Genomic DNA, 23,331 nt, shown 5'->3' with positions numbered 1-23,331 from the left:
GTATTGCCCTATTTTTAACCCCTGTCTACTGGGCTAATGTAACGCTTTGATTATCGATCAGCCGTGCCTGGCCCAGCCATGCAGCGACCAGAATCACTGCACGCTTACTGTTTTCAGTCAGTTCCAGCAGTGTGTCGGCATCGCGGATCTGAATATCGTCGGCGCGGAAACCTTTTTCATTCAGCTCCTGTGCGGCAATAGCAATAATCTCTTCCAGCTCGCGCTCGCCAGCCTGTAATTTTTCGCCAATGCGGCTCATTACTTTGTACAAGCCAGGGGCGATTTTACGCTGCTCTGCCGTCAGATATCCGTTACGTGAACTAAGGGCCAAGCCGTCTTTGGCGCGAATAATAGGCACACCGACGATCTCAATGTCATAACCCATATCCGCAACCATTTTGCGGATCAATGCTAACTGCTGGAAATCTTTTTCGCCAAAGCAAGCAACATCCGGCTGGATCAGATTGAACAGTTTGCTGACGATGGTTGCGACACCACGGAAGTGCCCTGGACGGCTGGCGCCTTCCAGCATAGTAGACAGTCCCGGAACCTCGACATAGGTTTGTGAATCTGTCCCTTGCGGATAGATCTCAAGCGCTGCCGGCGCAAAGACATAATCCACTTTGCGCTTGTTCAGCTTCTCACAATCTTCCTGCAGCGTTCGCGGGTAGCGCACCAGATCGTCCGGTCGGTCAAACTGCATCGGGTTGACGAAAATACTGACGATGACCACATCGGCCTGGGCTTTTGCTTCATCGACCAGCTTCATGTGACCGTCGTGTAGATTGCCCATGGTGGGAACCAGCGCCACACGTTTACCTTCCTGACGCAGACGGCGAATATGCTGGCGCAGCAGCGGCAGGGTTTCAATAATTAGCACACCTTGACTCCTTTAGTTGCCTGAGGGTCTGTAGGCCAGAGAAGCCGTTTGCGCCACCATCCGGCAACGTGCACCGAACCGCCTGATGGCGCCACGCTTATCAGGCCGACATCTCGTCAGAAAAATTAGTGGAAGCTATGTTCTTCGCCCGGGTAAACGCCGGATTCCACCTCAGCAATATACTGCCGCACCGCAGCACGCATGTCGCCTGCTTCGGCAAGGAAATTCTTCGCAAATTTCGGGATATGTCCGCCGGTAATGCCAAACGCATCGTGCATCACTAAAATCTGACCATCAGTCACATTACCTGCGCCAATACCGATCACCGGAATAGATAGCGCTTCGGTGATGCGTTTTGCCAGTTCAACGGGAACGCATTCCAGTACCAGCAATTGAGCGCCAGCCGCTTCCAGTGCCAGTGCGTCATCAAGTAGCGTTTGCCCGGCATCACCGCGGCCTTGCACCTTATAGCCGCCAAAAATGTTGACGGACTGCGGGGTCAGCCCCAGATGACCGCACACCGGGACCGCGCGTTCGGTCAGCATTCTCACCGTATCGACCAGCCATGCGCCGCCTTCAATCTTGACCATATTGGCCCCTGCGCGCATCACAACCGCCGCGTTTGCAAAGGTTTGTTCTGGCGTAGCGTAGGCCATAAACGGGAGATCGGAAAGCAGCAGGCAGTTGGGTGCCCCACGACGTACAGTGCGAGTATGGTAGGCAATATCGTCAACAGTGACCGGCAGGGTAGAGTCATGACCCTGAATCGTCATCCCCAGTGAATCGCCTACCAGCATCACATTGATACCTTCGTCGGCAAAGAGTTTCGCGAAGCTGTAGTCGTAGGCCGTAATCGTCGCGAAGCGTTTCTTCTCTTGCTTGTATTTTTGCAGCAATGAGATGGTTGTCGGTTTCATAACATTTCCTGATGGTGAAAGTCATATTTAACGGCATTCTAGCAGTCACATTCAGGGGGGCAATTGATTTAAGCAATCGTTTGGCGCGAAAGCAGTAAACGCTAAAGGGGAAGGATTACTTTACCAGTGTGCAGGTTTTGCTGCACCGAGTAGGGAGAGGTGTTGATGCAGGCGGGTTCCGTCCGGGAAGGTCAGTTCAGGTGCGATTTCAAAAAGTGGCCACAGCATAAAGCCGCGGTTTTTCATATCGTAGTGCGGTACGGTCAGACGTTCAGTGTTAATCACTTCATCGCCAAACAGCATAATGTCGAGGTCCAGCGTACGCGGGCCCCAGCGTTCAGCTTTACGTACGCGACCCTGCTGTAGCTCAATGCGTTGGGTGTGATCCAGCAATTCTTCTGGGGCGAGAGCGGTATCCAGCGCCACGGCGGCGTTCAGATAGTCGGGCTGATCCTGTGGACCTAATGGCGGGGTGCGGTAAAAGGAAGAAACGGCGAGAATTTGGCTGTCCGGGATTTCACCGATCGCTTTCACGGCAGCATTCACCTGCTCCAGTGGAGAAGCTAAATTACTGCCGATAGCGATATATACCCGTCGTCTTTCAAGCTGCATCGGTGTCACCGCCTTGATGCGACCCGAAATTTGTAGGGTATACGTGATGGGTCATGCGGAACCTTCGCGGCGTGGCGCGCGTTTACGCGGGCGACGGTGACGACGACGTTCTGGTTCTTCATCAAGCTCGTTCAGCATGCCTTTTTGCTCAGGCGGAGCCGACACCTGGAATTCGCCCCACCACTGCGCCAGACGCTGCAGTTCGGCGTTATTTTCCACTTCGGCACGCAGGGCCAACAAGTCGTAGGCTGCGCGGAATTTTGGATGCTCCATCAGCTTCCAGGCGCGTTTACCCTGACGACGGGACATGCGTAATTGAAGCTGCCAGATATCACGGGTGAGCGACGTCAGGCGTTTCGGAATAGCCAGTGAACGGCAGGCTTCATCCAGCACGTCGTTCATTGCCAGCGCGAAGGCGTCGTAATAGGCCAGACCGCTTTCCTGGGCAATTTTTTGCGCGGTTTCCAGTAACGGGTACCAGAACATCGCCGCAAACAAGAATGCCGGGTTCACGCGCATATCATTGTGGATACGGGTGTCGGTATTCTTTAGTACCTGGGCAATGATGCGTTCCATCGCGCTGTCACCGTCTTCGGTGAAATAGCGGGTGATGGTTGGGAACAGCGGCTGGAACAGGCTGTACTCACGCAGTTTTTTATAGGTTTCATAACCGTAGCCTGCCTGTAACAGCTTGAGCGCTTCTTCAAACAGGCGTGCAGGAGGAATATCGTTCAGCAGTGTTGCCAGACGTGGGATCGGCTCTGCGGTTTCCGGGCTGATACGCATATCAAGCTTGGCTGCAAAGCGTACCGCGCGCAGCATACGCACGGGATCTTCACGATAGCGCGTTTCAGGATTGCCAATCAGACGGATGATACCGTCTTCCAGATCCTGCATTCCACCCACGTAATCACGAACGGTGAAATCAGCCACGCTATAGTAGAGGCTGTTGATGGTGAAATCGCGGCGCTGGGCATCTTCTTCGATGGAACCGAAGATGTTGTCGCGCAACAGCATTCCGTTTTGCCCACGCTGTGACGTTGCACGATCGGCTTCGCTGCCTTCATGATGACCACGAAAAGTCGCGACTTCGATAATTTCCGGGCCAAACATGACGTGAGCCAGACGGAAACGACGCCCAACCAGACGGCAGTTGCGAAACAACTTCCGTACCTGATCCGGTGTAGCGTTTGTGGTGACATCAAAGTCTTTCGGTTTTTTGCCCAGCAAAAGGTCGCGCACGCCACCGCCAACCAGCCATGCCTCGTATCCAGCTTTGTTAAGCCTGTACATTACCTTCAGGGCATTTTCACTGATATCTTTGCGGGAGATAGAGTGCTGCTCACGCGGGATTACCGTCATATGCGGACGGGCGACGGCAAGCTCGGCCTCGCGCTCCTCGCGGCTTAGCACCTTGCGGCAAAAATTAGCGACTCGGGTAAAAATAGTGCACCTCGGTAGTGTCAAACTTCAGTCAGAACAAGTGTTGCTGTGTAAAAATCGCGGCTAATCATAGCTCAGCATGAGTCATTTGAGAATGCCGGATTTACATTCACTGAAACCGGCACAGTCGTAAGCGCCCAATTTTGCACCGCAGTTTGCAGTAATTCTTCCACACTCAGCGCTTGCCACTGTATTGCAGTGCTCTGGCCGAGGAAACGCAACGCGTTGATGAGAACCGGGCGTGGATCGCCTTGCGGCAGGGCAGGCGCATGATTCTGCTTAGAAAGTTTAGCGCCTTGCTCGTTGAGCGCCAACGGCAGATGAATATAGTCCGGCACTTGCCAGCCGAACTGCTGATACAACGAAATTTGGCGTACCGTCGGTTCGATGAGATCTGCACCGCGCACAATCTCAGTTACCCCCTGGAAGTGGTCATCAACCACCACCGCAAGGTTATAAGCAAACAGTCCGTCGCGTCGGTGGATAATAAAGTCTTCCCGTGCAAGCTCTGGGTCGGTGTGAATATTGCCACGCAGCAGGTCGTTAAAATGTAAAACGGGATGCTGTTGCTTGATACGTACCGCTGCATTTTCCGGCCCGTGGTGTAACGCACGGCAATGACCGTCGTAAATCCCGCCAATACTCTGAACACGGGCGCGTGTACAGGTACAGTAGTAACTTAAATCTTGTTGTTGTAACCAGGCCAGAGCCTCACGGTAGGCGTCATGGCGTTGCGACTGCCACATAATTTCGCCATCCCAGTGCAGCCCGTAATGTTCCAGCTGACGCAGAATCGTCTCTGCAGCACCGGGAACTTCACGAGGGGGATCGATATCTTCAATGCGTACCCGCCAGATTCCGCGCTGTGCGCGGGCCTGCAGATAACTGCCGAGGGCGGCTACCAGGGAACCAAAATGCAGTTCACCGGAAGGTGAAGGGGCAAAACGGCCAATATAGGGTTTGTCTGTCATGTCGATGGATAAAATAAAAGAATAAGGCGGGAGAAACTCCCGCCCTGGTACTGTCGGATTAGCGTAATGCCACCCGGCATGCAACAGTCTACGGGATTAACCCGCCATCTGTTTTTCGCGAATTTCTGCCAGCGTTTTGCAGTCGATGCACAGATCGGCTGTTGGACGGGCTTCCAGACGACGAATACCAATTTCTACGCCGCATGATTCGCAGTAGCCGAAATCTTCGTCTTCTACTTTCTTCAGCGTCTTCTCGATCTTTTTGATCAGTTTGCGCTCACGGTCACGGTTACGCAGCTCAAGGCTGAATTCTTCTTCCTGTGCGGCACGGTCAACCGGATCAGGGAAGTTAGCCGCTTCGTCCTGCATATGAGTCACAGTGCGATCGACTTCATCCCTGAGTTGATTACGCCATGCTTCAAGAATACGCCTGAAGTGCGACAGCTGGGCTTCGTTCATATACTCTTCGCCCGGTTTCTCCTGGTACGGCTCCACCCCAGCGATGGCGAGAATACTCAGGGACGATGTTTTACGGTTTTGCCCTTCTTGCATGTTGCTTCTCCTTAACACGCACTATCGATCCCCATGTTCGGGGGAAAAATCAGGTCGCTATAAATAGCAGATGCTTTTCCGGATAGCAATTATCTAAACGTAACACTTGACAACCCTGTGAGGAAAAGCGTATTTGCGCACGCGGCCAGAATACTAATTAACCCGTTGTTTACACCATTACAAGGTAATGGGCAACGGCTCTTTAAGAGTCATACCATGGGCAGAAAGTTCCGCTTTATAAACCAGAATTTCGACCCCCTTTAGTTGTGCTTCGACTAATAACTGCGCATATTTTGCATCGATATGGCGCGCGGGTGAAAACCGTGTAATGGCTGAATGGAGTACCGCGAAAAATATGACGGCACGTTTACCTTCAGCCGCTACGCTCATCAATTCCCGAAGATGTTTCTGACCTCGTTCAGTGATGGCATCGGGAAAATAACCATACTCTTTTTCCGCCAACGTGACTGATTTTACTTCAATATAGCAGTCAGTCCGGGAATCTGCCTGTAACAAAAAATCAATACGGCTGCCTTCTGCGCCGTATTTTACTTCACTTTTCAACATGCTGTAGCCAGAAAGCTCCGCAATGAGTTCATTCTGAATCGCCTCTTTCGTTAAGCGATTGGCCCATAGCGTGTTAACACAAATAAAAGAATCAGATGCGGTTTGCGTTAATTCCCAGGTATGTGGATATTTCCGCTTAATATTTTCTGATGTTGAATACCAGACGGTATCACCAGGGGTTGCGCATCCGGTCATTGCTCCGGTATTTGGGCAGTGTAGCGTCAAGGTTGTGCCATCAGGTGTGATCACATCCGCTAAAAAACGTTTATAGCGCTGAATTAGCGTAGCGCGTTGTAAAGGGGGAGAAAATTGCATGAATAATACCCTTGATTATTTGCTCAGTACCCAGCGCTGTAAGGTTGAATAGCGAGTGCGCCCTCGCTCAAATGACGAGGCATAAAGCGCAAACTCCGTAACCGGAAATGACCAGCAAAAACCGGGGGGCGGGATGGCGACGGCATGGCTGGCATCGCGCAAGAGCGTGATATGCGGGTGAAAGGGCTGTGGGCTTTGGTAGCATCCGCTGCGTGCAGCTTGTGCTCGCAGCATATTGGCCAGTTGCAATAGCCCACGTGGCGGCTGGCGCATTCCCAGCCATACCACCCGCGAACGCAGCCATTGCCCGGCATCGTCCAGCCTGAGCGTAAACGACGGCTGGCGAATGCGTCCGGCCAGCTGTGATAGCGCCAGCTGTTTCTCCGCACTGACATCCCCTAAAAAAGCCAGCGTCAGGTGCAGATTGTCCGCGGCGACAGGGCGGCCCGCTTCCGGTGGAAATTGTGCGGCTCGCCAGTGGATGAGCTGCTCCCGAACCTCAGCAGGCAATTCAATGGCAAAGAACAGCCGTTTTGGCTCAGACATGATGGATACTCGGTTATGAATTAACGCGATGCTACAATGCAGCGCGAAGAATGTTAACCCTCTGGAGTCATTTGTGACGTCGTTGCCCGTTGCCGCCATAGTGCCTGAACTGCTTACTGCCCTTGATGCCTCACCGCAGGTCCTGCTGACTGCGCCGACGGGGGCCGGGAAATCGACCTGGCTGCCGCTGCAGCTTCTGAAGCATCAGGGGATTTCGGGGCGCATTATCCTGCTGGAACCGCGTCGTCTGGCGGCTCGCAATGTGGCACAACGACTGGCGGAGTCGCTAAACGAAAAACCCGGTGAAACCGTGGGCTATCGCATGCGCGCGCAAAGCTGCATTGGGCCGCAAACCCGGCTTGAAGTGGTCACAGAAGGTGTGCTCACGCGCATGATCCAACGCGATCCAGAATTGCAGGGTGTTGGTCTGGTGATCCTTGATGAATTTCACGAGCGCAGCCTGCAGGCGGATCTGGCACTGGCGCTCCTGTTGGACGTGCAGCAAGGCCTGCGGGATGATTTAAAACTGTTGATTATGTCAGCCACACTGGACAACGGGCGTTTACAACAGCTGTTGCCTGAAGCGCCTACCCTTGTTTCCGAAGGACGTGCGTTTCCTGTTGAACGGCGCTACCAGCCGCTGGCGACGCATTTACGTTTTGACGAGGCGGTTGCCATTGCTACCGCAGAGTTGCTGCGTAACGAGAGTGGTTCGTTGCTGCTATTTTTACCCGGTGTGGGAGAGATCCTGCGCGTGCAGGAGCAACTGGCAGGCCGCGTGGGCAGCGATATCTTGCTGTGCCCGCTGTATGGCGCATTATCGCTGACCGAGCAGCGACAGGCCATTTTGCCCGCGCCACCGGGGCGACGTAAAGTCGTACTGGCAACCAATATTGCTGAAACCAGCTTAACCATTGAAGGCATCCGGCTGGTGGTGGACTGCGCTCAGGAACGTGTGGCGCGTTTTGATGCCCGCACGGGATTGACGCGACTGATTACCCAACGCATTAGCCAGGCCTCAATGACTCAGCGAGCGGGGCGTGCGGGCCGTCTGGAACCCGGAATTTGTCTGCATCTGCTGGCCAAAGAGCAGGCGGAAAGAGCGGCGGCGCAGGGAGACGCGGAGATGTTACAGAGCGACCTGTCCGGGCTGTTGATGGAGTTGCTGCAATGGGGATGCTCCGACCCCGCGCAACTAAACTGGCTGGATACGCCGCCCGCCATCAACCTGCAGGCGGCAAAACGGCTGTTACAGATGCTGGGCGCGCTGGAGGGCGACAGACTCAGTGCCACCGGACAGAAAATGGCGGCGTTGGGTAACGATCCCCGTTTAGCGGCTATGCTGGTTAGCGCCAACAATAACGATGAAGCGGCAACGGCGGCGAAACTGGCTGCGATTCTGGAAGAGCCGCCGCGCGGCGGCAGTACCGATCTGGCCGTGGCGTTTTCACGAAATCAGCCCGCCTGGCAGCAGCGCAGTCAACAATTGCTGAAACGACTTAACGTTAGCAACGGGCAGCCCGACAGCACGCTGCTCCCCTCATTGCTGGCGCAGGCGTTTGCCGATCGTATTGCCCGTCGCCGTGGTCAGGAAGGCCGCTATCAATTGGCGAACGGGATGGGGGCGATGCTGGATGCTGATGATGCTTCAGCACGTCATGAGTGGCTTATCGCGCCGCTGTTGCTACAGGGTAGTGCCTCGCCGGATGCCCGTATTTTGCTGTCTTTGCCGCTGGATATCGACAGATTAGTACAGACGTGTCCTGAGCTGCTGCAACAGTCAGATACCATTGAATGGGATGAAACCCAGGGGACGCTGAAAGCGCTGCGCCGAATGCGCATTGGCCAACTGACAGTTAAAGTGCAGCCGTTGGCTAAACCGTCGGAAGACGAGTTGCATCAGGCCATGTTGAACGGAATTCGCGATAAAGGCCTAAGTGTGCTCAACTGGACGCCTGAGGCTGAACAGTTTCGGTTGCGTCTGCAATGCGCGGCAAACTGGTTGCCGGAGTACGGTTGGCCTGCTGTTGATGATGCTTCGCTGCTGTCGACGCTGGAGAGCTGGCTATTGCCGCATATGAGCGGTGTGCACTCTTTACGTGCGCTCAAAGCATTAAATGTGGCTCAGGCATTGCGCGGTTTGCTGGACTGGTCAATGCTGCAACGTCTGGAGAGTTCGCTGCCTGCGCATTACACTGTGCCGACGGGAAGCCGGATAGCCATTCGCTATCACGAGGATAATCCCCCGGTGTTGGCGGTCAGGATGCAGGAAATGTTTGGCGAAGCGAATACGCCAACCATCGCCGAGGGGCGTGTGCCGCTGGTGCTGGAGCTGCTGTCTCCGGCCCAGCGGCCGCTGCAGGTCACCAGCGATCTGAGCGCGTTCTGGAAAGGATCGTACCGTGAGGTACAAAAAGAGATGAAAGGGCGCTATCCCAAACATGTCTGGCCGGACGATCCGGCGAATACCGCGCCAACGCGGCGGACCAAAAAGTATTCGTAATGTAACTGTAGGCCGGATAAGGCGTTATTCCGCATCCGGCGAAAGAGCGGTAATAATTGAGAGATTTCTTCTTCTGTCGCCTGACGGAAGAACAGAGAATCGGGCCTTTGCGCCTGAATGTTGCGGAGAAAAAGCATGGCGGGGAATGACCGCGAGCCAATTGGACGTAAAGGGAAACCATCGCGTCCGGTGAAACAAAAGGTGAGCCGTCGTCAACTCAGAGATGACGAGTATGACGACGATTATGATGATGACTATGAGGATGAAGAACCGATGCCGCGTAAGGGTAAAGGCAAAGGGCGTAAGCCTCGTGGTAAGCGTGGCTGGTTCTGGTTGCTGGTAAAACTGTCGATCGTCTTTTTGGTGCTGATCGCGATATATGGCGTGTATCTGGACCAAAAAATCCGTAGCCGTATTGATGGCAAAGTCTGGCAGCTTCCTGCGGCGGTATATGGCCGGATGGTTAACCTTGAGCCAGAAATGCCCATCGGCAAGAACGAGATGGTGAAACTGCTGGAGGCGACACAGTACCGTCAGGTGACGAAAATGACGCGCCCTGGCGAATTTACCGTGCAGGCGAAGAGCATTGAGATGATCCGCCGTCCGTTTGACTTCCCGGACAGTAAAGAAGGGCAGGTGCGTGCGCGTCTGACCTTTGATGGCGATCATCTGGACACCATTGAGAATATGGATAACAACCGCCAGTTCGGTTTCTTCCGTCTCGATCCGCGTTTGATCACCATGCTCTCTTCGCCGAACGGCGAGCAGCGTCTGTTCGTTCCGCGCAGCGGCTTCCCGGATCTGCTGGTGGATACGCTGCTGGCGACCGAAGACCGCCATTTCTATGAGCACGACGGTATCAGCCTCTATTCCATTGGACGTGCGGTGCTTGCCAACCTGACGGCGGGCCGTACAGTTCAGGGGGCCAGTACGCTGACTCAGCAACTGGTGAAAAACCTGTTCCTGTCCAGCGAACGCTCGTACTGGCGTAAAGCGAACGAAGCCTACATGGCGCTGATCATGGATGCGCGCTACAGCAAAGACCGCATTCTTGAACTGTATATGAACGAGGTGTACCTCGGTCAGAGCGGCGACAACGAGATCCGTGGCTTCCCGCTGGCGAGCCTGTACTATTTTGGTCGCCCGGTAGAGGAGTTGAGTCTTGACCAGCAGGCGCTGTTGGTGGGGATGGTGAAAGGCGCGTCAATCTACAACCCATGGCGTAATCCGAAGCTGGCGCTGGAGCGTCGTAACCTGGTGCTGCGCCTGCTGCAACAGCAGCAGATTATCGATCAGGATCTGTATGACATGCTGAGCGCGCGCCCGTTAGGCGTGCAGCCGCGTGGCGGAGTGATTTCACCACAGCCAGCGTTTATGCAGATGGTTCGCCAGGAGCTACAGGCGAAGCTGGGCGATAAGGTTAAAGATCTCTCCGGTGTGAAAATTTTCACCACCTTTGATTCCGTGGCGCAGGACGCCGCAGAAAAAGCGGCGGTGGAAGGCATTCCGGTACTGAAGAAACAGCGCAAGCTGAGCGATCTGGAAACCGCGATTGTGGTCGTTGACCGCTTTAGCGGCGAGGTTCGTGCTATGGTCGGCGGCGCAGAGCCGCAGTTTGCGGGCTATAACCGCGCGATGCAGGCCCGTCGTTCCATCGGCTCGCTGGCAAAACCAGCAACCTATCTGACGGCGCTAAGCCAGCCGAAGCTGTATCGCCTGAATACCTGGATCGCCGATGCGCCGATTGCGCTGCGCCAGCCGAACGGCCAGGTGTGGTCGCCGCAGAACGATGACCGTCGCTATAGCGAAAGCGGTAAAGTGATGTTGGTGGATGCGTTAACGCGTTCAATGAACGTCCCGACCGTCAATCTGGGGATGGCGCTGGGTCTGCCCGCTGTTACCGAGACCTGGACGAAACTGGGCGCACCGAAAGATCAGCTCAATCCGGTTCCGGCGATGCTACTGGGGGCGTTGAACCTGACGCCAATTGAAGTAGCGCAGGCGTTCCAGACCATCGCCAGCGGGGGTAACCGTGCGCCGTTGTCAGCACTGCGTTCGGTCATTGCTGAAGATGGGACCGTGCTGTATCAAAGCTTCCCGCAGGCAGAGCGCGCCGTTCCGGCGCAGGCGGCCTATATGACGCTATGGACCATGCAACAGGTGGTTCAACGCGGTACGGGTCGTCAACTGGGCGCGAAGTACCCAGGGCTGCATCTGGCAGGGAAAACCGGGACCACCAACAACAACGTGGATACCTGGTTTGCCGGTATCGACGGCAGCCAGGTGACGATTACCTGGGTAGGCCGCGATAACAACCAGCCAACCAAGTTGTATGGTGCCAGCGGCGCGATGTCGATTTATCAGCGTTATCTGGCGAACCAGACACCAACCCCGCTGGTGCTGACACCGCCGGAAGATATTGTTGATATGGGCGTCGATTACGACGGTAACTTCGTGTGCAGTGGTGGTATGCGTACGCTGCCAGTGTGGACTACCGATCCGGATTCGTTGTGTCAGCAGGGTGAGATGCAGCAGCAGTCAGGTAATCCGTTCGATCAATCTTCCCAGCAGCCGCAGCAACAGCAGCCTCAACAGCAGCAACCGCCGCAGCAGGAGAAGAAAGATGGTGACGGCGTCGCAGGCTGGATTAAAGACATGTTCGGCGGTAACTAGCACACCGCAATAAGCTAAAAGCCGGTCAACATTGACCGGCTTTTTTATTAACACGAAAATCTTATATTTAATAAGATTTAACTCATTCTTAAGAATAAATAATTTAGTCATTATTGGTATAAAAAACAGCATATTAGATATTGTGATTGTTTAGCTTTTTTTTTGAACATCTGGACGCGTTTTGTATAGTCTGGTTTAATCATTCAACACAACAAATAATATCTAAAAATGCCGTTTTTGTTCATTTATCTATTTTATCTGTGGTTTGCAATCCCTGTCATCTCCTGGGACGATAAAGATTATTTATTTGAAATTGAATGGATTTTAACGTTTTCATCTATAAGGAACATAGTTATGAAAAAAATGAGTGTTGCGTCATTATTATCGGTGTGTATTGTTGCAGCATTATCCATGCCAGTGATGGCCAGTGATTCGGGGACAGTGAATTTTGCCGGGAAAATTGTGGCAGATACCTGTGAGGTGAATGTTGATGATTCTGGCGCTACGGTTTCGACGGTAACGTTCGCGGATACGTATCCTTCTGATTATGGTATTGACGGCAAAGTAGGGGCTTCAAAGGATTTTAAAATTGAGGTCTCTAAGTGTGACCCGTTGGTAGCGAATCTCAACCTGAAATTTAGCGGCTCTACAACCGATGCAGGTTATAAGCGGTTACAAAACGATCTGACCGGTGAGGGCAATGCAACCAACGTTGGCATCACTGTAAGCAACAATAACGGCAGTAAAGGCGATGTATTGTTTGATGGTTCGGTTCCTGACAGTGGAACAGATGTAGCCAACGATCCTGACGGGCTAACAGCGTCTGTCTTTAATTATACCGCCAATGTTATTCAGGTAGGAGATACCGTTCCCACTGCGGGTCATTATGCGGCATCAGCAACGTTCGAAGTTATGTATCGTTAGATTATAAAGGGCAGCCTTTCTGGCTGCCCTGTCTGGAATCATTAATTTCATGAATATTTTATCGAAAATATTATGTGGCTGTTTATTTGTTAGCTGCTTTTCAGCACAGGCCAGTATTGTTCTGGGTGGCACCAGAATTATTTATTCAGCGAATAAATCTGAGGTGCAAATTGCACTGAAAAATAAAGATCCGCATACGCGTTATTTAGTGCAAAGCTGGATAAGTTATCCCGATGACGTTAAGGCGCCTTTTGTGGTGACGCCTCCGGTTTATAAGCTTCAGGAAAACCGTCAGACCCTGCTACATATTATTTACACGGGGGATAAAAATGCGTTGCCAAACGATCGGGAGTCCCTTTTTGTCGCCAACGTAAAATCGGTTTCTGCGATATCCCCTGAATTAAAAGATAAGAACACGCTGCAGTTTGCGATGAAAACGCGTCTCAAGCTGTTTTGGCGTCCGGCGCAGCTAAAAGAAGCCGACGCCTTGCAGGCGTGGGAGAACATCACTTTTCGTCGTCAGGGCAGCCAGCTCATTGCGAAGAATCCAACGCCTTTTTATGTCTCATTTGGCGAGCTCGCGGTAGGCGGTAAAGCTATCCCGGTTGTTGAAACCAAAACTACGCCTGGTGCGATTTCAATGATGGTTGCTCCATTCAGTGAACAGACGTTTGCAGTGCCAAAAGGTGCGAACGGGCCTGTGACCTGGACCGCCATCAGTGACTATGGCGCCCAAACTCGCCAGCGGCAGCAGGCGTTATAAATCATGTTGGTAAGGTATGTCATTCTCTTCACTCTACAGGACGCTTCTTAACGCAACAGCGTGTATGTTGCTGACGGTAGGCCAGTCAGCAAGTGCAGATGATGAGTTCAACCTGCGTATCCTCGAGCTGGATACGCCGCTGGAAAATACCTCAACGCTAAAAAACTTCATCAGTAATAACAGTTTATTAGCCGGAAACTACCCCACCACCATTATGTGGGGCAAGGATGTTCTTGATAAGCGCACGGTAACGTATGTGCTTTCGCACGATAACGTATGTGCTTTCGCACGATAAGCAGCAGTTGTTGCCGAAGCTAACGAAAGCCGACCTGCGCGAGCTGGGCGTAAAAGTTGATACTTTGCCGGATATGAAAGATCTGGATGATAACGCCGGGATCGAAGACATCTCCCACTATATCACCGATGCGCGTTACGATTTTAATCAGGATAATCAAACCCTGAACCTCGTTATTCCCCAGATTTACCGTGACCAGACGGCAGCAGGAACCATTAATCCTAAATACTGGGATGATGGCGCTCCCGTTGCCTGGGCGAGCTACCAGTTAAGCAGTTCACAGCAGCATACCGATACGGGCAAAACGTCTTCAACCTGGCTTGGCCTGGATTCGGGCATCAATCTTGGCGCATGGCGGCTGCGTAACAACAGCACATGGAGCGATTCCTCCAGTTGGGAGGCCATTAGCACCAGCCTGCAACGGGATATTAAAGCACTGAAAAGCCAGCTTGAGATCGGTCAGACGGCAACGAACGGTGAGCTTTTTGACAGCGTGCAGATGATGGGGGTGAAGCTGGAAACCGACACCTCTATGCTGCCTACCAGCCAACAGGGGTTTGCCCCGGTGGTGCGTGGGATTGCCAACAGCGACGCCAGGGTCACCATCAAACAAAACGGTTACACCATTTATCAGACCAACGTCTCCCCTGGACCATTTGAAATCCGTGATTTAAGCCAGGTAACCTCGGGAGCCGATCTGGAAGTTACCGTAGAAGAGGCGGACGGTAGCGAGCACAGCTTTATTCAGGCCAGTGCGTCGGTGCCGGTTTTGCAGCGCGAAGGTGGTTTTAAGTATTCGCTGGCGGCCGGTACGTTTCGTGGTGACGAAGGAGAAGAAGAGCCAGGTTTTGCGCAGGGGACCGCCATCTATGGGTTGCCTTACGGCGTCACGGTCTATAGCGGGGCGTTAGGGGCGTCGTTGTATCACGCGCTATTAGCCGGAGTGGGGGCTGATTTAGGCCATTTCGGCTCTGCGTCAGTGGATGTTACAGCGGCTCGAACCTCTTTTGATGATGAGCGTGACGACGCAAATGGTATGTCGTGGCGAACACAGTACGCCAAAGATATTCCGGACACGGATACGACGGTCACGCTTGCCAGCTATCGCTACTCAACGTCGGGGTTTTATACCTTCCAGGAGGCTATCGATCAGCGTGACAGCCACATTGATGATGGCATTTATACCTATCGTCGGGAGAACAATCGCCGTAGCCGTATGCAGGTGAATCTGTCCCAGCGTCTGGGTGAATGGGGATCGGCGTATCTGAACGGCTACCAGCAAAACTACTGGAATTTGGGGGGGCATGAACGCAGCGTGAGCGCAGGGTTTAGCTCCAGCTGGCGCGATATTTCCTGGTCACTCAGCTACAGCCTGACCCGGACACCAAATGCGGATGATGACCGGCAGATGGCGCTGATGGTTAATATTCCGTTCTCGCGCTGGCTGGCAAATTCATGGGCAACGTACAGCGTGAGTTCTGCCAGCGGCGGCTATACCTCGCATCAGTTAGGGCTCGGCGGCACGGCGCTGGAAAACAATAACCTTAGCTACAACCTGCAGCAGAGCTACACCAACAATAACACCGGCTATGGCGCCAGTATGTCGGGTCGCTACCGTGGTTCTGCCGGAGAAGTGGGGATGGGTTACAACTATGCAGGAAGCAATAAACAGTGGAACTATAGCGCGAAAGGGTCGGTTGTGGCGCACGAGCACGGCGTAACGCTGGGGCAATCGGTGCGTGACGCTTTTGCCATCGTGCATATCAAAGACGGGGACAACGTCAAAGTACAAAACGGGCGCGGTATTTATACCGACTACTTCGGTAACGCTATTGTGCCAACGCTGACGGCCTACCGGCACAACACCGTATCGGTGAATACCCAGGATCGCGAAGATATCGATATTGAAGCCGCTGCGCAGGATTTGGTGCCAACCAAAGGCGCAGCTGTGTCGGCGAATTTTGACGCCAGGGTAGGGCAGCGAGCGCTGATTACGCTGCTCTATCTCGGTAAACCGGTGCCGTTTGGGGCCATTGTGGCGCTGGATAATACCACCGCGATTGTGGGCGACGACGGGGAAGTCTGGCTGACCGGTTTGCGTGATTCAGTTTCCTTCAACGTGCAGTGGGGGGAGGACGCCGGGCAGCAGTGTAAAGGGACACTTACTGTACCCTCCGAGGGTGCCGCTAACATTTTAACATCGACGGTGCATTGCCGTTAGGAGAGGGGGACAGATGGCGAATTTCTCATCACTGGCGCGTGTTCTTTTTTGCGTAACTTTACTGGGTTTGGCCGCTGAGCTGCCGTCTGCGTATGCCAGCACATGCACCGGGGACTACCAGGAAAATGGCGTAATGACGTTTCAACTCCCTGCAAGTATTCGGGTGGAGCCTGATACCGCCGTTGGGACCATCATTTATGAAGACAGTATTGAAAGCTCAAATGTTAAAATAGAGTGTCAGAGTACCGGGAACAAATATAAAGGTTACGTAACGCTAACCAGTGCTGATGCCCGCAATGGGGTGCTGGAAGGTGTCTATCAAACCAACGTACCGGGTATTGGTATTCGCATGGCCGAAACGAGTGATAATGTCCCCTCTTTTAGTTCAACTGATATCGTCACTCCGATGCATTTTTATAGTTATGGATCCAGCGGGTGGAGTGTTCTTGATACCATATTTCGTGCGTCACTTCAGTTAGTTGTTACTGGCGACATTGAAGAAGGATACATTGATACCTCAAGACTGGCAGCAGAAGAAAAGTGGGGAAATGATGTTATAGCCCAACTATTGGTTTCTCCCACGAGCATCTATATCCAGACCAATACCTGTAACCTGGTGGATAAGAATATCTATGTGCCGCTGAGAACCGTTCATGCCAGTGATTTCGATGGTCAGTATTCTGACGTGCTGACGGACGACAGTTTCAAAATCGAAATCTCAGACTGCCGGGCTGGTACTCAAATCGACTATCAGTTTAACAGCGCAGGCTCAACGGGGGTTACCGACGGTAACATTTTGGATATCGCCAGTGGAGAGAGCGCGGCGAGCGGTGTGGGTATCCAGATTCTGGACAACAACGATACTGTGCTGAGTTTTGACAGGGCTTATACCGCTGTCAGCAGCACCAGCGCTAACGAGGTGGCGGAAATCCCGCTGAAAGCACGCTACGTCAAAACCGGCGATGTCAAAGCCGGAAAAGTGGACGCCGTCGCCACTTTTGAAGTCTTTTACCGCTAATCCCTGGCGACCCGTTTTGGCGGGTTGCCTGAGCCCTGACATTTCAGCCTAATTTATTAACCCTTTCTTTTCATCTGGTTATTTCTTAACCCCTTAGTTTTAGTAGGGGCGCGTATTGCTTGCGATCGTAACGGCGTTTCGAATATTATGCTCTCGTTATAATAATAATTCTCGTTTACGTTATCATTCACTTTCATCAGAGAAATACCAATGGCGCGTCTTAAAACTGCTCAGCCAAACGCCTCACTGTGCAAAATTGCAGTCGTGGTAGCCACAGCGGTTAGCGGCATGTCTGTGTATGCACAGGCGGCGGTTCAACCGAAAGAAGAAACAATCACCGTAACTGCAGCACCTGCCGCACAAGAAAGCGCATGGGGGCCTTCGCCGACGATTGCCGCGAAGCGTTCCGCCACTGCCACCAAAACGGATACGCCTATCGAAAAGACCCCGCAGTCTGTTTCGGTTGTGACGCGTGAAGAGATGGATATGCATCAGCCTGGGTCGGTAAAAGAGGCTTTAGCCTATACCCCTGGCGCTGCTGTTTCTACGCGTGGTGCTTCCAGCACTTATGATTTCGTTATTATTCGTGGCTTCTATACACCGGGCCCCACACCAAACAATTACCTTGATGGCGTCAAGTTACAGGGTGATTACTACAGCTCTGCCGTTGTTGATCCTTATATGCTTGAACGCGTCGAACTGATGCGCGGACCAACGTCTGTACTTTACGGGAAAAGTAATCCGGGTGGCTTGATCTCCATGGTCAGCAAAAGCCCCACATCAGAGCCGTTAAAAGAAATTCAATTCAAAATGGGTTCGGATAATCTGTTCCAAACCGGTTTTGATTTCAGTGATTCCCTGGATGATGATGGTGTCTATTCTTACCGTCTGACAGGGTTGGCACGTTCTAATGACGAACAACAGGATTTCGCGAAGCAGAAGCGTTATGCCATTGCTCCCGTGTTTAGCTGGAAGCCTGATGACAGAACCAACCTGACTCTGCGAGCAAACATTCAGAATGAGCCTTCAACAGGTTATTACGGCTGGCTGCCGAAAGAAGGTACGGTTGATCCGTTACCTGATGGTTCCCGTTTGCCGGTGAGCTTTACGGACTATGCGCCGAACAATACCTATTCGCGTTACGAGCGAATGGTTGGCTACAGTTTTGAACACAGTTTTGATGACACCTTCACTGTGCGCCAGAATTTACGTTATAGCCAAATCAAAACATCTCAACAGAGTGTGTATGGCTTCGGCGCAGTGGGTAATCAATTGACCCGTCAGATTATCGTCGCCGATGAACGCTATAATGATTTTGGCGTAGATACTCAGTTGGAAAGCAAGTTTGCGACGGGAGATGTTGGACACACTCTGCTTACCGGTGTCGACTATTCACGTCTACGAAATGATATTGATAACGCCTACGGAAGTGCGCCTCCGTTAGATATGAATAATCCGGTATATGAGGATGTAGATTTCCCGGATGCGAAGCCGTTCCAGCTTAACACGCAGCACCAAACAGGTGTGTATGTACAGGACCAACTGGAATGGAATAAATGGGTTGCGACGCTGGGTGGACGCTATGACTGGTCTCAGCAGGCAACCACTATTCGCTCCAGCAATCAAAAAGTTGAACGCAACGATGAGCAGTTCACCTGGCGCGGTGGGATTAACTATCTCTTTGACAATGGTATTACGCCATACTTCAGCTACAGCGAATCTTTCGAACCGAACCCATCTAAAGCATGGGCAGCAACACCGGCTGACAACGTTGCTTACGCGCCGTCAAAAGGTAAGCAATATGAAGCTGGCGTGAAATATGTTCCAAAAGATCTGCCCGTTGTTATGACTGCAGCGGTTTATGAGCTGACGAAAACGAATAACCTGACTACCGACCCGCTTAACCCGTATGCGCAGGTTCCGGCGGGTGAAATCCGTTCTCGTGGCGTTGAATTAGAAGCAAAAGCCGCAGTGAATGCGAACATTAACCTGACAGCGTCTTATACGTATACCGATGCGGAATATACAGAAGACACGACGCTTAAAGGTAAAACACCTGTCCAGGTACCAAAAAATATGGCCTCTCTGTGGGGGGATTACACCTTCTATGAAGGCCCGCTGTCTGGATTAACGTTGGGAACAGGTGGTCGTTATGTTGGTTCTAGCTATGGTGATCCGGGAAATACCTTCAAAGTGGGGAGCTCAACAGTGATGGATGCTGTCGTTAAATACGATCTCGCACGCTTGGGTATGGCGGGTTCTAGCGTTGCGGTTAACGTTACCAACCTGTTTGACCGTGAGTACGTTGCCAGTTGCTTCGACACTTATGGCTGTTTCTGGGGCGCAGAACGTCAGGTCGTTGCAACAGCAACCTTCCGTTTCTAATTTCTCTTTGGGCACGCTTTGCGTGCCCGTTTTACAAGTTGGCCGCTATGCAGGAAAACAGATCCCATCCCGACACGACGTTTGCGTTGAATAATGTCTCCTTCCGTGTGCCTGGCCGCACGCTTTTGCATCCTCTCTCGTTAACCTTTCCTGTGGGTAAAGTGACGGGTCTTATCGGCCACAACGGCTCCGGTAAATCCACCTTATTGAAAATGCTGGGACGCCATCAGCCGCCGTCAGAAGGTGAAGTCCTGCTTGATGAGCAGCCGCTGGAGAGCTGGAATAGCAAAGCGTTTGCCCGTAAGGTTGCCTATTTACCCCAGCAGTTACCGCAGGCCGAAGGGATGACGGTACGTGAGCTGGTAGCGATTGGGCGTTATCCCTGGCATGGCGCGCTGGGACGTTTTGGCGTGGCCGACAGAGAGAAAGTGGAAGAGGCAATTACGCTGGTTGGGCTCAAACCGCTGGCGCATCGCCTGGTGGATAGCTTGTCTGGCGGCGAGCGTCAGCGTGCGTGGATCGCCATGCTGGTGGCACAAGACAGCCGTTGCCTGCTGCTTGACGAACCGACCTCGGCGCTGGATATCGCGCATCAGGTTGACGTGCTGGCGCTGGTGCATCGCTTAAGCCAACAACGCGGGTTGACGGTGGTTGCCGTACTGCATGATATCAACATGGCGGCCCGCTACTGTGATTACTTAGTTGCGCTGCGCGGCGGTGAAATGATTGCACAGGGAACGCCTGCTGAACTGATGCGTAGTGAAACCCTGGAACTGATTTACGGTATCCCGATGGGCATTTTGCCGCATCCGGCCGGTGCCGCACCCGTGAGTTTTGTCTATTAATGATTGGATTACCTCATCTTTCCCGTCGACGGCTGCTAACGGCAATGGCGCTGTCGCCGCTACTGTGGCAAATGAATACAGCCCGCGCGGCGGCGGTTGATCCACAGCGTATAGTGGCGCTGGAATGGCTTCCGGTTGAGCTGTTGTTGGCGCTGGGTGTTACACCTTACGGCGTCGCGGATGTTCCAAACTACAAACTGTGGGTCAACGAACCCGCGTTGCCGGACTCCGTCATCGATGTCGGTTTACGTACGGAACCTAACCTCGAACTGCTGACCGAAATGAAACCCTCATTTATGGTCTGGTCGGCAGGTTACGGTCCTGCACCTGAGAAGCTTGCACGTATCGCGCCGGGTCGCGGCTTTAACTTCAGCGATGGCAAAAAACCGCTGGCGATTGCACGTCAGTCGTTGCAAGAACTGGCGCAGTTGCTGAATCTGCAGACCGCTGCCGAACGTCATCTGGCGCAGTACGAACACCTGATTGCCAGTCTGAAACCGCGCTTTGTTCAGCGAGGCTCCCGGCCATTACTGCTGATGACCCTGCTCGATCCTCGCCATATGCTGGTGTTTGGGCCTAACTGCTTGTTCCAGGAGGTGCTGGATGAGTATGGGATCCGCAACGCCTGGCAGGGTGAAACCAACTTTTGGGGCAGCACCGCGGTAGGGATTGACAGGCTTGCCGCCTACAAAGATGTTGATGTGCTGTGCTTCGATCACGGTAACAACAAGGATATGCAGGCACTGATGTCCATTCCGTTGTGGCAGGCGATGCCATTTGTTCGCGCCGGACGTTTTCAGCGTGTTCCCGCCGTCTGGTTCTATGGTGCAACGCTATCGGCGATGCATTTTGCGCGCATTCTGGATAATGCGCTGGGGGGCAAAGCGTGAGTAAACGTATTGCGCTGCTCCCAACTCTTCTGCTAGCGGTTCTGTTTGTTGCTGCCTGCTGGCTGACCTGGTTTAACTTTTCCGCTGCTCTGCCGCGTAGCCAGTGGCAACAGGCTATCTGGTCACCGGATATCGATGTTATTGAGCAGATGGTATTCCATTTCAGCCTGCTGCCGAGGCTGGCGATTTCTCTGCTGGTCGGCGCCGGGCTGGGACTGGTTGGTGTACTGTTTCAGCAGGTACTGCGTAACCCGCTGGCGGAGCCGACTACGCTGGGTGTTGCCACCGGGGCACAACTGGGCATCACGGTGACTACGCTGTGGGCTATTCCTGGCGCACTCACCACGCAATTTGCGGCGCTGGCAGGGGCTTGTATCGTTGGGGCGCTGGTGTTTGGCGTAGCCTGGGGCAAACGACTTTCTCCGGTGACGCTGATCCTCGCGGGCCTGGTGGTCAGCCTGTACTGCGGGGCGATTAACCAGTTGATGGTGATTTTCCATCACGACCAGCTGCAAAGCATGTTTTTGTGGAGCAGCGGCACGCTAACGCAAACCGACTGGAGCGGAGTGCAAAGACTGTGGCCGCAACTGCTGGGGGGCGTGATGTTGACGCTGCTGCTATTACGCCCAATGACTCTGATGGGACTGGATGACGGCGTGGCGCGCAATCTCGGACTGGCGCTGTCGCTGGCGCGTCTGGCGGCGTTAACGCTGGCGATTGTGCTCAGTGCTTTGCTGGTTAACGCGGTGGGGATTATCGGCTTTATTGGCCTGTTTGCGCCGCTGTTGGCGAAAATGCTCGGCGCGCGGCGTTTGCTGGCGCGTCTGCTGTTGGCTCCGTTGATTGGCGCACTGATCCTCTGGCTCTCCGATCAAATTATTCTGTGGCTCACTCGCGTCTGGATGGAAGTCTCCACCGGTTCGGTGACGGCGCTGATTGGCGCGCCATTGCTGCTGTGGCTATTGCCGCGTCTGAAGAGCATAAGTGCGCCGGATATGAATGCCAGCAACCGTGTCGCCGCTGAGCGCCAGCACGTGCTGATGTTCGCGCTGGCAGGGGGCGCGATATTGTTGCTGGCGGTTGTGGTTGCGCTGTCGTTGGGGCGCGATGCCCACGGCTGGAGCTGGGCCAGCGGCGCAATGCTGGATGAACTGATGCCCTGGCGCTGGCCGCGTATCCTGGCTGCTCTGGTGGCTGGCGTAATGCTGGCTGTGGCGGGCTGCATTATTCAGCGTTTGACCGGTAACCCGATGGCCAGCCCGGAAGTGTTGGGTATTAGCTCCGGCGCGGCCTTCGGCGTGGTGCTCATGCTGTTTCTGGTGCCCGGCAATGCGTTTGGCTGGCTGTTGCCCGCCGGGAGCCTCGGTGCGGCGGCGACGCTGTTAATCATTATGATTGCTGCCGGGCGTGGAGGTTTTTCTCCGCACAGGATGCTGTTAGCGGGGATGGCGCTCAGTACGGCATTTACTATGTTGCTGATGATGCTGCAGGCCAGCGGCGATCCGCGCATGGCGGGCATTCTGACCTGGATGTCCGGCTCGACCTATAACGCTTCCAACGAACAGGTTTTACGTACCGGCATTGTGATGATCATTCTGCTGGCGATAACGCCGTTGTGCCGCCGCTGGCTGACGATTCTACCGTTAGGCGGTGATACTGCGCGGGCTGTCGGTATGGCATTAACACCGTCGCGAGTTGGCTTACTGATGTTGGCTGCGGGTCTGACCGCTACGGCGACCATGACAATCGGTCCGTTGAGCTTTGTGGGGCTGATGGCACCGCATATCGCACGGATGTTAGGTTTTCGTCGGGCGATGCCGCATATGCTGATTTCGGCGTTGGCGGGAGGCGTGTTGCTGGTCTTTGCCGACTGGTGCGGCAGGATGGTGCTGTTTCCGTATCAGATCCCGGCGGGACTGCTGTCGACGTTTATTGGTGCGCCGTACTTTATCTATCTGTTGAGAAAACAGAGTCGTTAATTATGCCGGGTGGCGCTTACGCTTACCCGGCC

17 protein-coding genes and 1 pseudogene are annotated in these 23,331 nt (G+C 53.5%); 10 read left to right on the top strand and 8 right to left on the bottom strand.

Annotated features, from left to right (window positions below; all coding sequences use genetic code 11):
• Nucleotides 1-25: 25 nt before the first annotated feature.
• From panC to thpR, 8 genes are all read right to left on the bottom strand, one after another.
• Nucleotides 26-880 (bottom strand): pantoate--beta-alanine ligase, encoded by an 855-nt coding sequence (panC, locus tag FDX19_RS17490; RefSeq protein ID WP_137383693.1) that lies wholly within the window; start codon nt 878-880, stop codon nt 26-28.
• Between the two features lie 125 nt (nt 881-1,005).
• Nucleotides 1,006-1,797, bottom strand: coding sequence for a 3-methyl-2-oxobutanoate hydroxymethyltransferase (gene panB / locus FDX19_RS17485; RefSeq protein ID WP_137383692.1), 792 nt, complete (start codon nt 1,795-1,797; stop codon nt 1,006-1,008).
• A gap of 120 nt (nt 1,798-1,917) precedes the next feature.
• The gene (gene folK / locus FDX19_RS17480) at nt 1,918-2,409 is read right to left on the bottom strand and encodes a 2-amino-4-hydroxy-6-hydroxymethyldihydropteridine diphosphokinase (RefSeq protein ID WP_137383691.1); all 492 of its coding nucleotides are present in this window, start codon (nt 2,407-2,409) and stop codon (nt 1,918-1,920) included.
• Between the two features lie 51 nt (nt 2,410-2,460).
• Nucleotides 2,461-3,855, bottom strand: coding sequence for a polynucleotide adenylyltransferase PcnB (pcnB, locus tag FDX19_RS17475; RefSeq protein WP_212734722.1), 1,395 nt, complete (start codon nt 3,853-3,855; stop codon nt 2,461-2,463).
• Between the two features lie 71 nt (nt 3,856-3,926).
• Entirely contained in the window at nt 3,927-4,823 is an 897-nt protein-coding gene (gluQRS, locus tag FDX19_RS17470) for a tRNA glutamyl-Q(34) synthetase GluQRS (RefSeq protein ID WP_137383689.1), read from the bottom strand.
• A 96-nt stretch (nt 4,824-4,919) separates the two neighbouring features.
• The gene (gene dksA / locus FDX19_RS17465) at nt 4,920-5,375 is read right to left on the bottom strand and encodes an RNA polymerase-binding protein DksA (protein WP_003829221.1); all 456 of its coding nucleotides are present in this window, start codon (nt 5,373-5,375) and stop codon (nt 4,920-4,922) included.
• Nucleotides 5,376-5,552: 177 nt separating this feature from the next.
• Complete coding sequence (sfsA, locus tag FDX19_RS17460) at nt 5,553-6,257, bottom strand: DNA/RNA nuclease SfsA (RefSeq protein WP_137383688.1); 705 nt, start codon at nt 6,255-6,257, stop codon at nt 5,553-5,555.
• 15 nt (nt 6,258-6,272) lie between these two features.
• Nucleotides 6,273-6,803: an RNA 2',3'-cyclic phosphodiesterase gene (gene thpR / locus FDX19_RS17455; protein ID WP_137383687.1), complete on the bottom strand. Its 531-nt coding sequence runs from the start codon at nt 6,801-6,803 to the stop codon at nt 6,273-6,275.
• A 73-nt stretch (nt 6,804-6,876) separates the two neighbouring features.
• Between thpR and hrpB the strand changes: the two genes are divergently transcribed.
• The 10 genes and pseudogenes from hrpB to fhuB all read left to right on the top strand — a co-directional run bounded on the left by hrpB (nt 6,877) and on the right by fhuB (nt 23,299).
• Complete coding sequence (hrpB, locus tag FDX19_RS17450) at nt 6,877-9,306, top strand: ATP-dependent helicase HrpB (RefSeq protein ID WP_170974397.1); 2,430 nt, start codon at nt 6,877-6,879, stop codon at nt 9,304-9,306.
• A 135-nt stretch (nt 9,307-9,441) separates the two neighbouring features.
• On the top strand, nt 9,442-11,979 hold the full coding sequence (gene mrcB, locus FDX19_RS17445) for a bifunctional glycosyl transferase/transpeptidase (RefSeq protein ID WP_137383685.1): 2,538 nt from the start codon (nt 9,442-9,444) through the stop codon (nt 11,977-11,979).
• 354 nt (nt 11,980-12,333) lie between these two features.
• Nucleotides 12,334-12,903 (top strand): fimbrial protein, encoded by a 570-nt coding sequence (locus FDX19_RS17440; protein WP_121584218.1) that lies wholly within the window; start codon nt 12,334-12,336, stop codon nt 12,901-12,903.
• Between the two features lie 49 nt (nt 12,904-12,952).
• The gene (locus tag FDX19_RS17435) at nt 12,953-13,666 is read left to right on the top strand and encodes a molecular chaperone (protein WP_137383684.1); all 714 of its coding nucleotides are present in this window, start codon (nt 12,953-12,955) and stop codon (nt 13,664-13,666) included.
• A gap of 16 nt (nt 13,667-13,682) precedes the next feature.
• Nucleotides 13,683-16,182, top strand: a pseudogene (locus FDX19_RS17430) (fimbria/pilus outer membrane usher protein).
• A 13-nt stretch (nt 16,183-16,195) separates the two neighbouring features.
• Nucleotides 16,196-17,200 carry a fimbrial protein gene (locus tag FDX19_RS17425; RefSeq protein WP_137383683.1) on the top strand — a complete coding sequence of 335 codons (1,005 nt, stop codon included), beginning with the start codon at nt 16,196-16,198 and terminating at the stop codon, nt 17,198-17,200.
• Between the two features lie 210 nt (nt 17,201-17,410).
• Nucleotides 17,411-19,585 (top strand): ferrichrome porin FhuA, encoded by a 2,175-nt coding sequence (fhuA, locus tag FDX19_RS17420; protein WP_137383682.1) that lies wholly within the window; start codon nt 17,411-17,413, stop codon nt 19,583-19,585.
• A 47-nt stretch (nt 19,586-19,632) separates the two neighbouring features.
• Entirely contained in the window at nt 19,633-20,430 is a 798-nt protein-coding gene (gene fhuC / locus FDX19_RS17415) for a Fe3+-hydroxamate ABC transporter ATP-binding protein FhuC (protein WP_137383681.1), read from the top strand.
• Nucleotides 20,430-21,320, top strand: a complete 891-nt coding sequence (fhuD, locus tag FDX19_RS17410; RefSeq protein ID WP_137383680.1) for a Fe(3+)-hydroxamate ABC transporter substrate-binding protein FhuD — start codon at nt 20,430-20,432, stop codon at nt 21,318-21,320. The genes fhuC and fhuD overlap by 1 nt, the downstream gene beginning before the upstream one ends.
• Nucleotides 21,317-23,299 carry a Fe(3+)-hydroxamate ABC transporter permease FhuB gene (fhuB, locus tag FDX19_RS17405; RefSeq protein ID WP_137383679.1) on the top strand — a complete coding sequence of 661 codons (1,983 nt, stop codon included), beginning with the start codon at nt 21,317-21,319 and terminating at the stop codon, nt 23,297-23,299. The genes fhuD and fhuB overlap by 4 nt, the downstream gene beginning before the upstream one ends.
• Nucleotides 23,300-23,331: the final 32 nt, after the last annotated feature.

The sequence above is a fragment of the Citrobacter sp. wls619 genome (assembly GCF_005281345.1).
Lineage (GTDB): Bacteria > Pseudomonadota > Gammaproteobacteria > Enterobacterales > Enterobacteriaceae > Citrobacter.
The sequence above is the reverse complement of the archived record's forward strand: the minus strand, read 5'-3'. Positions and strand labels throughout refer to the sequence as shown.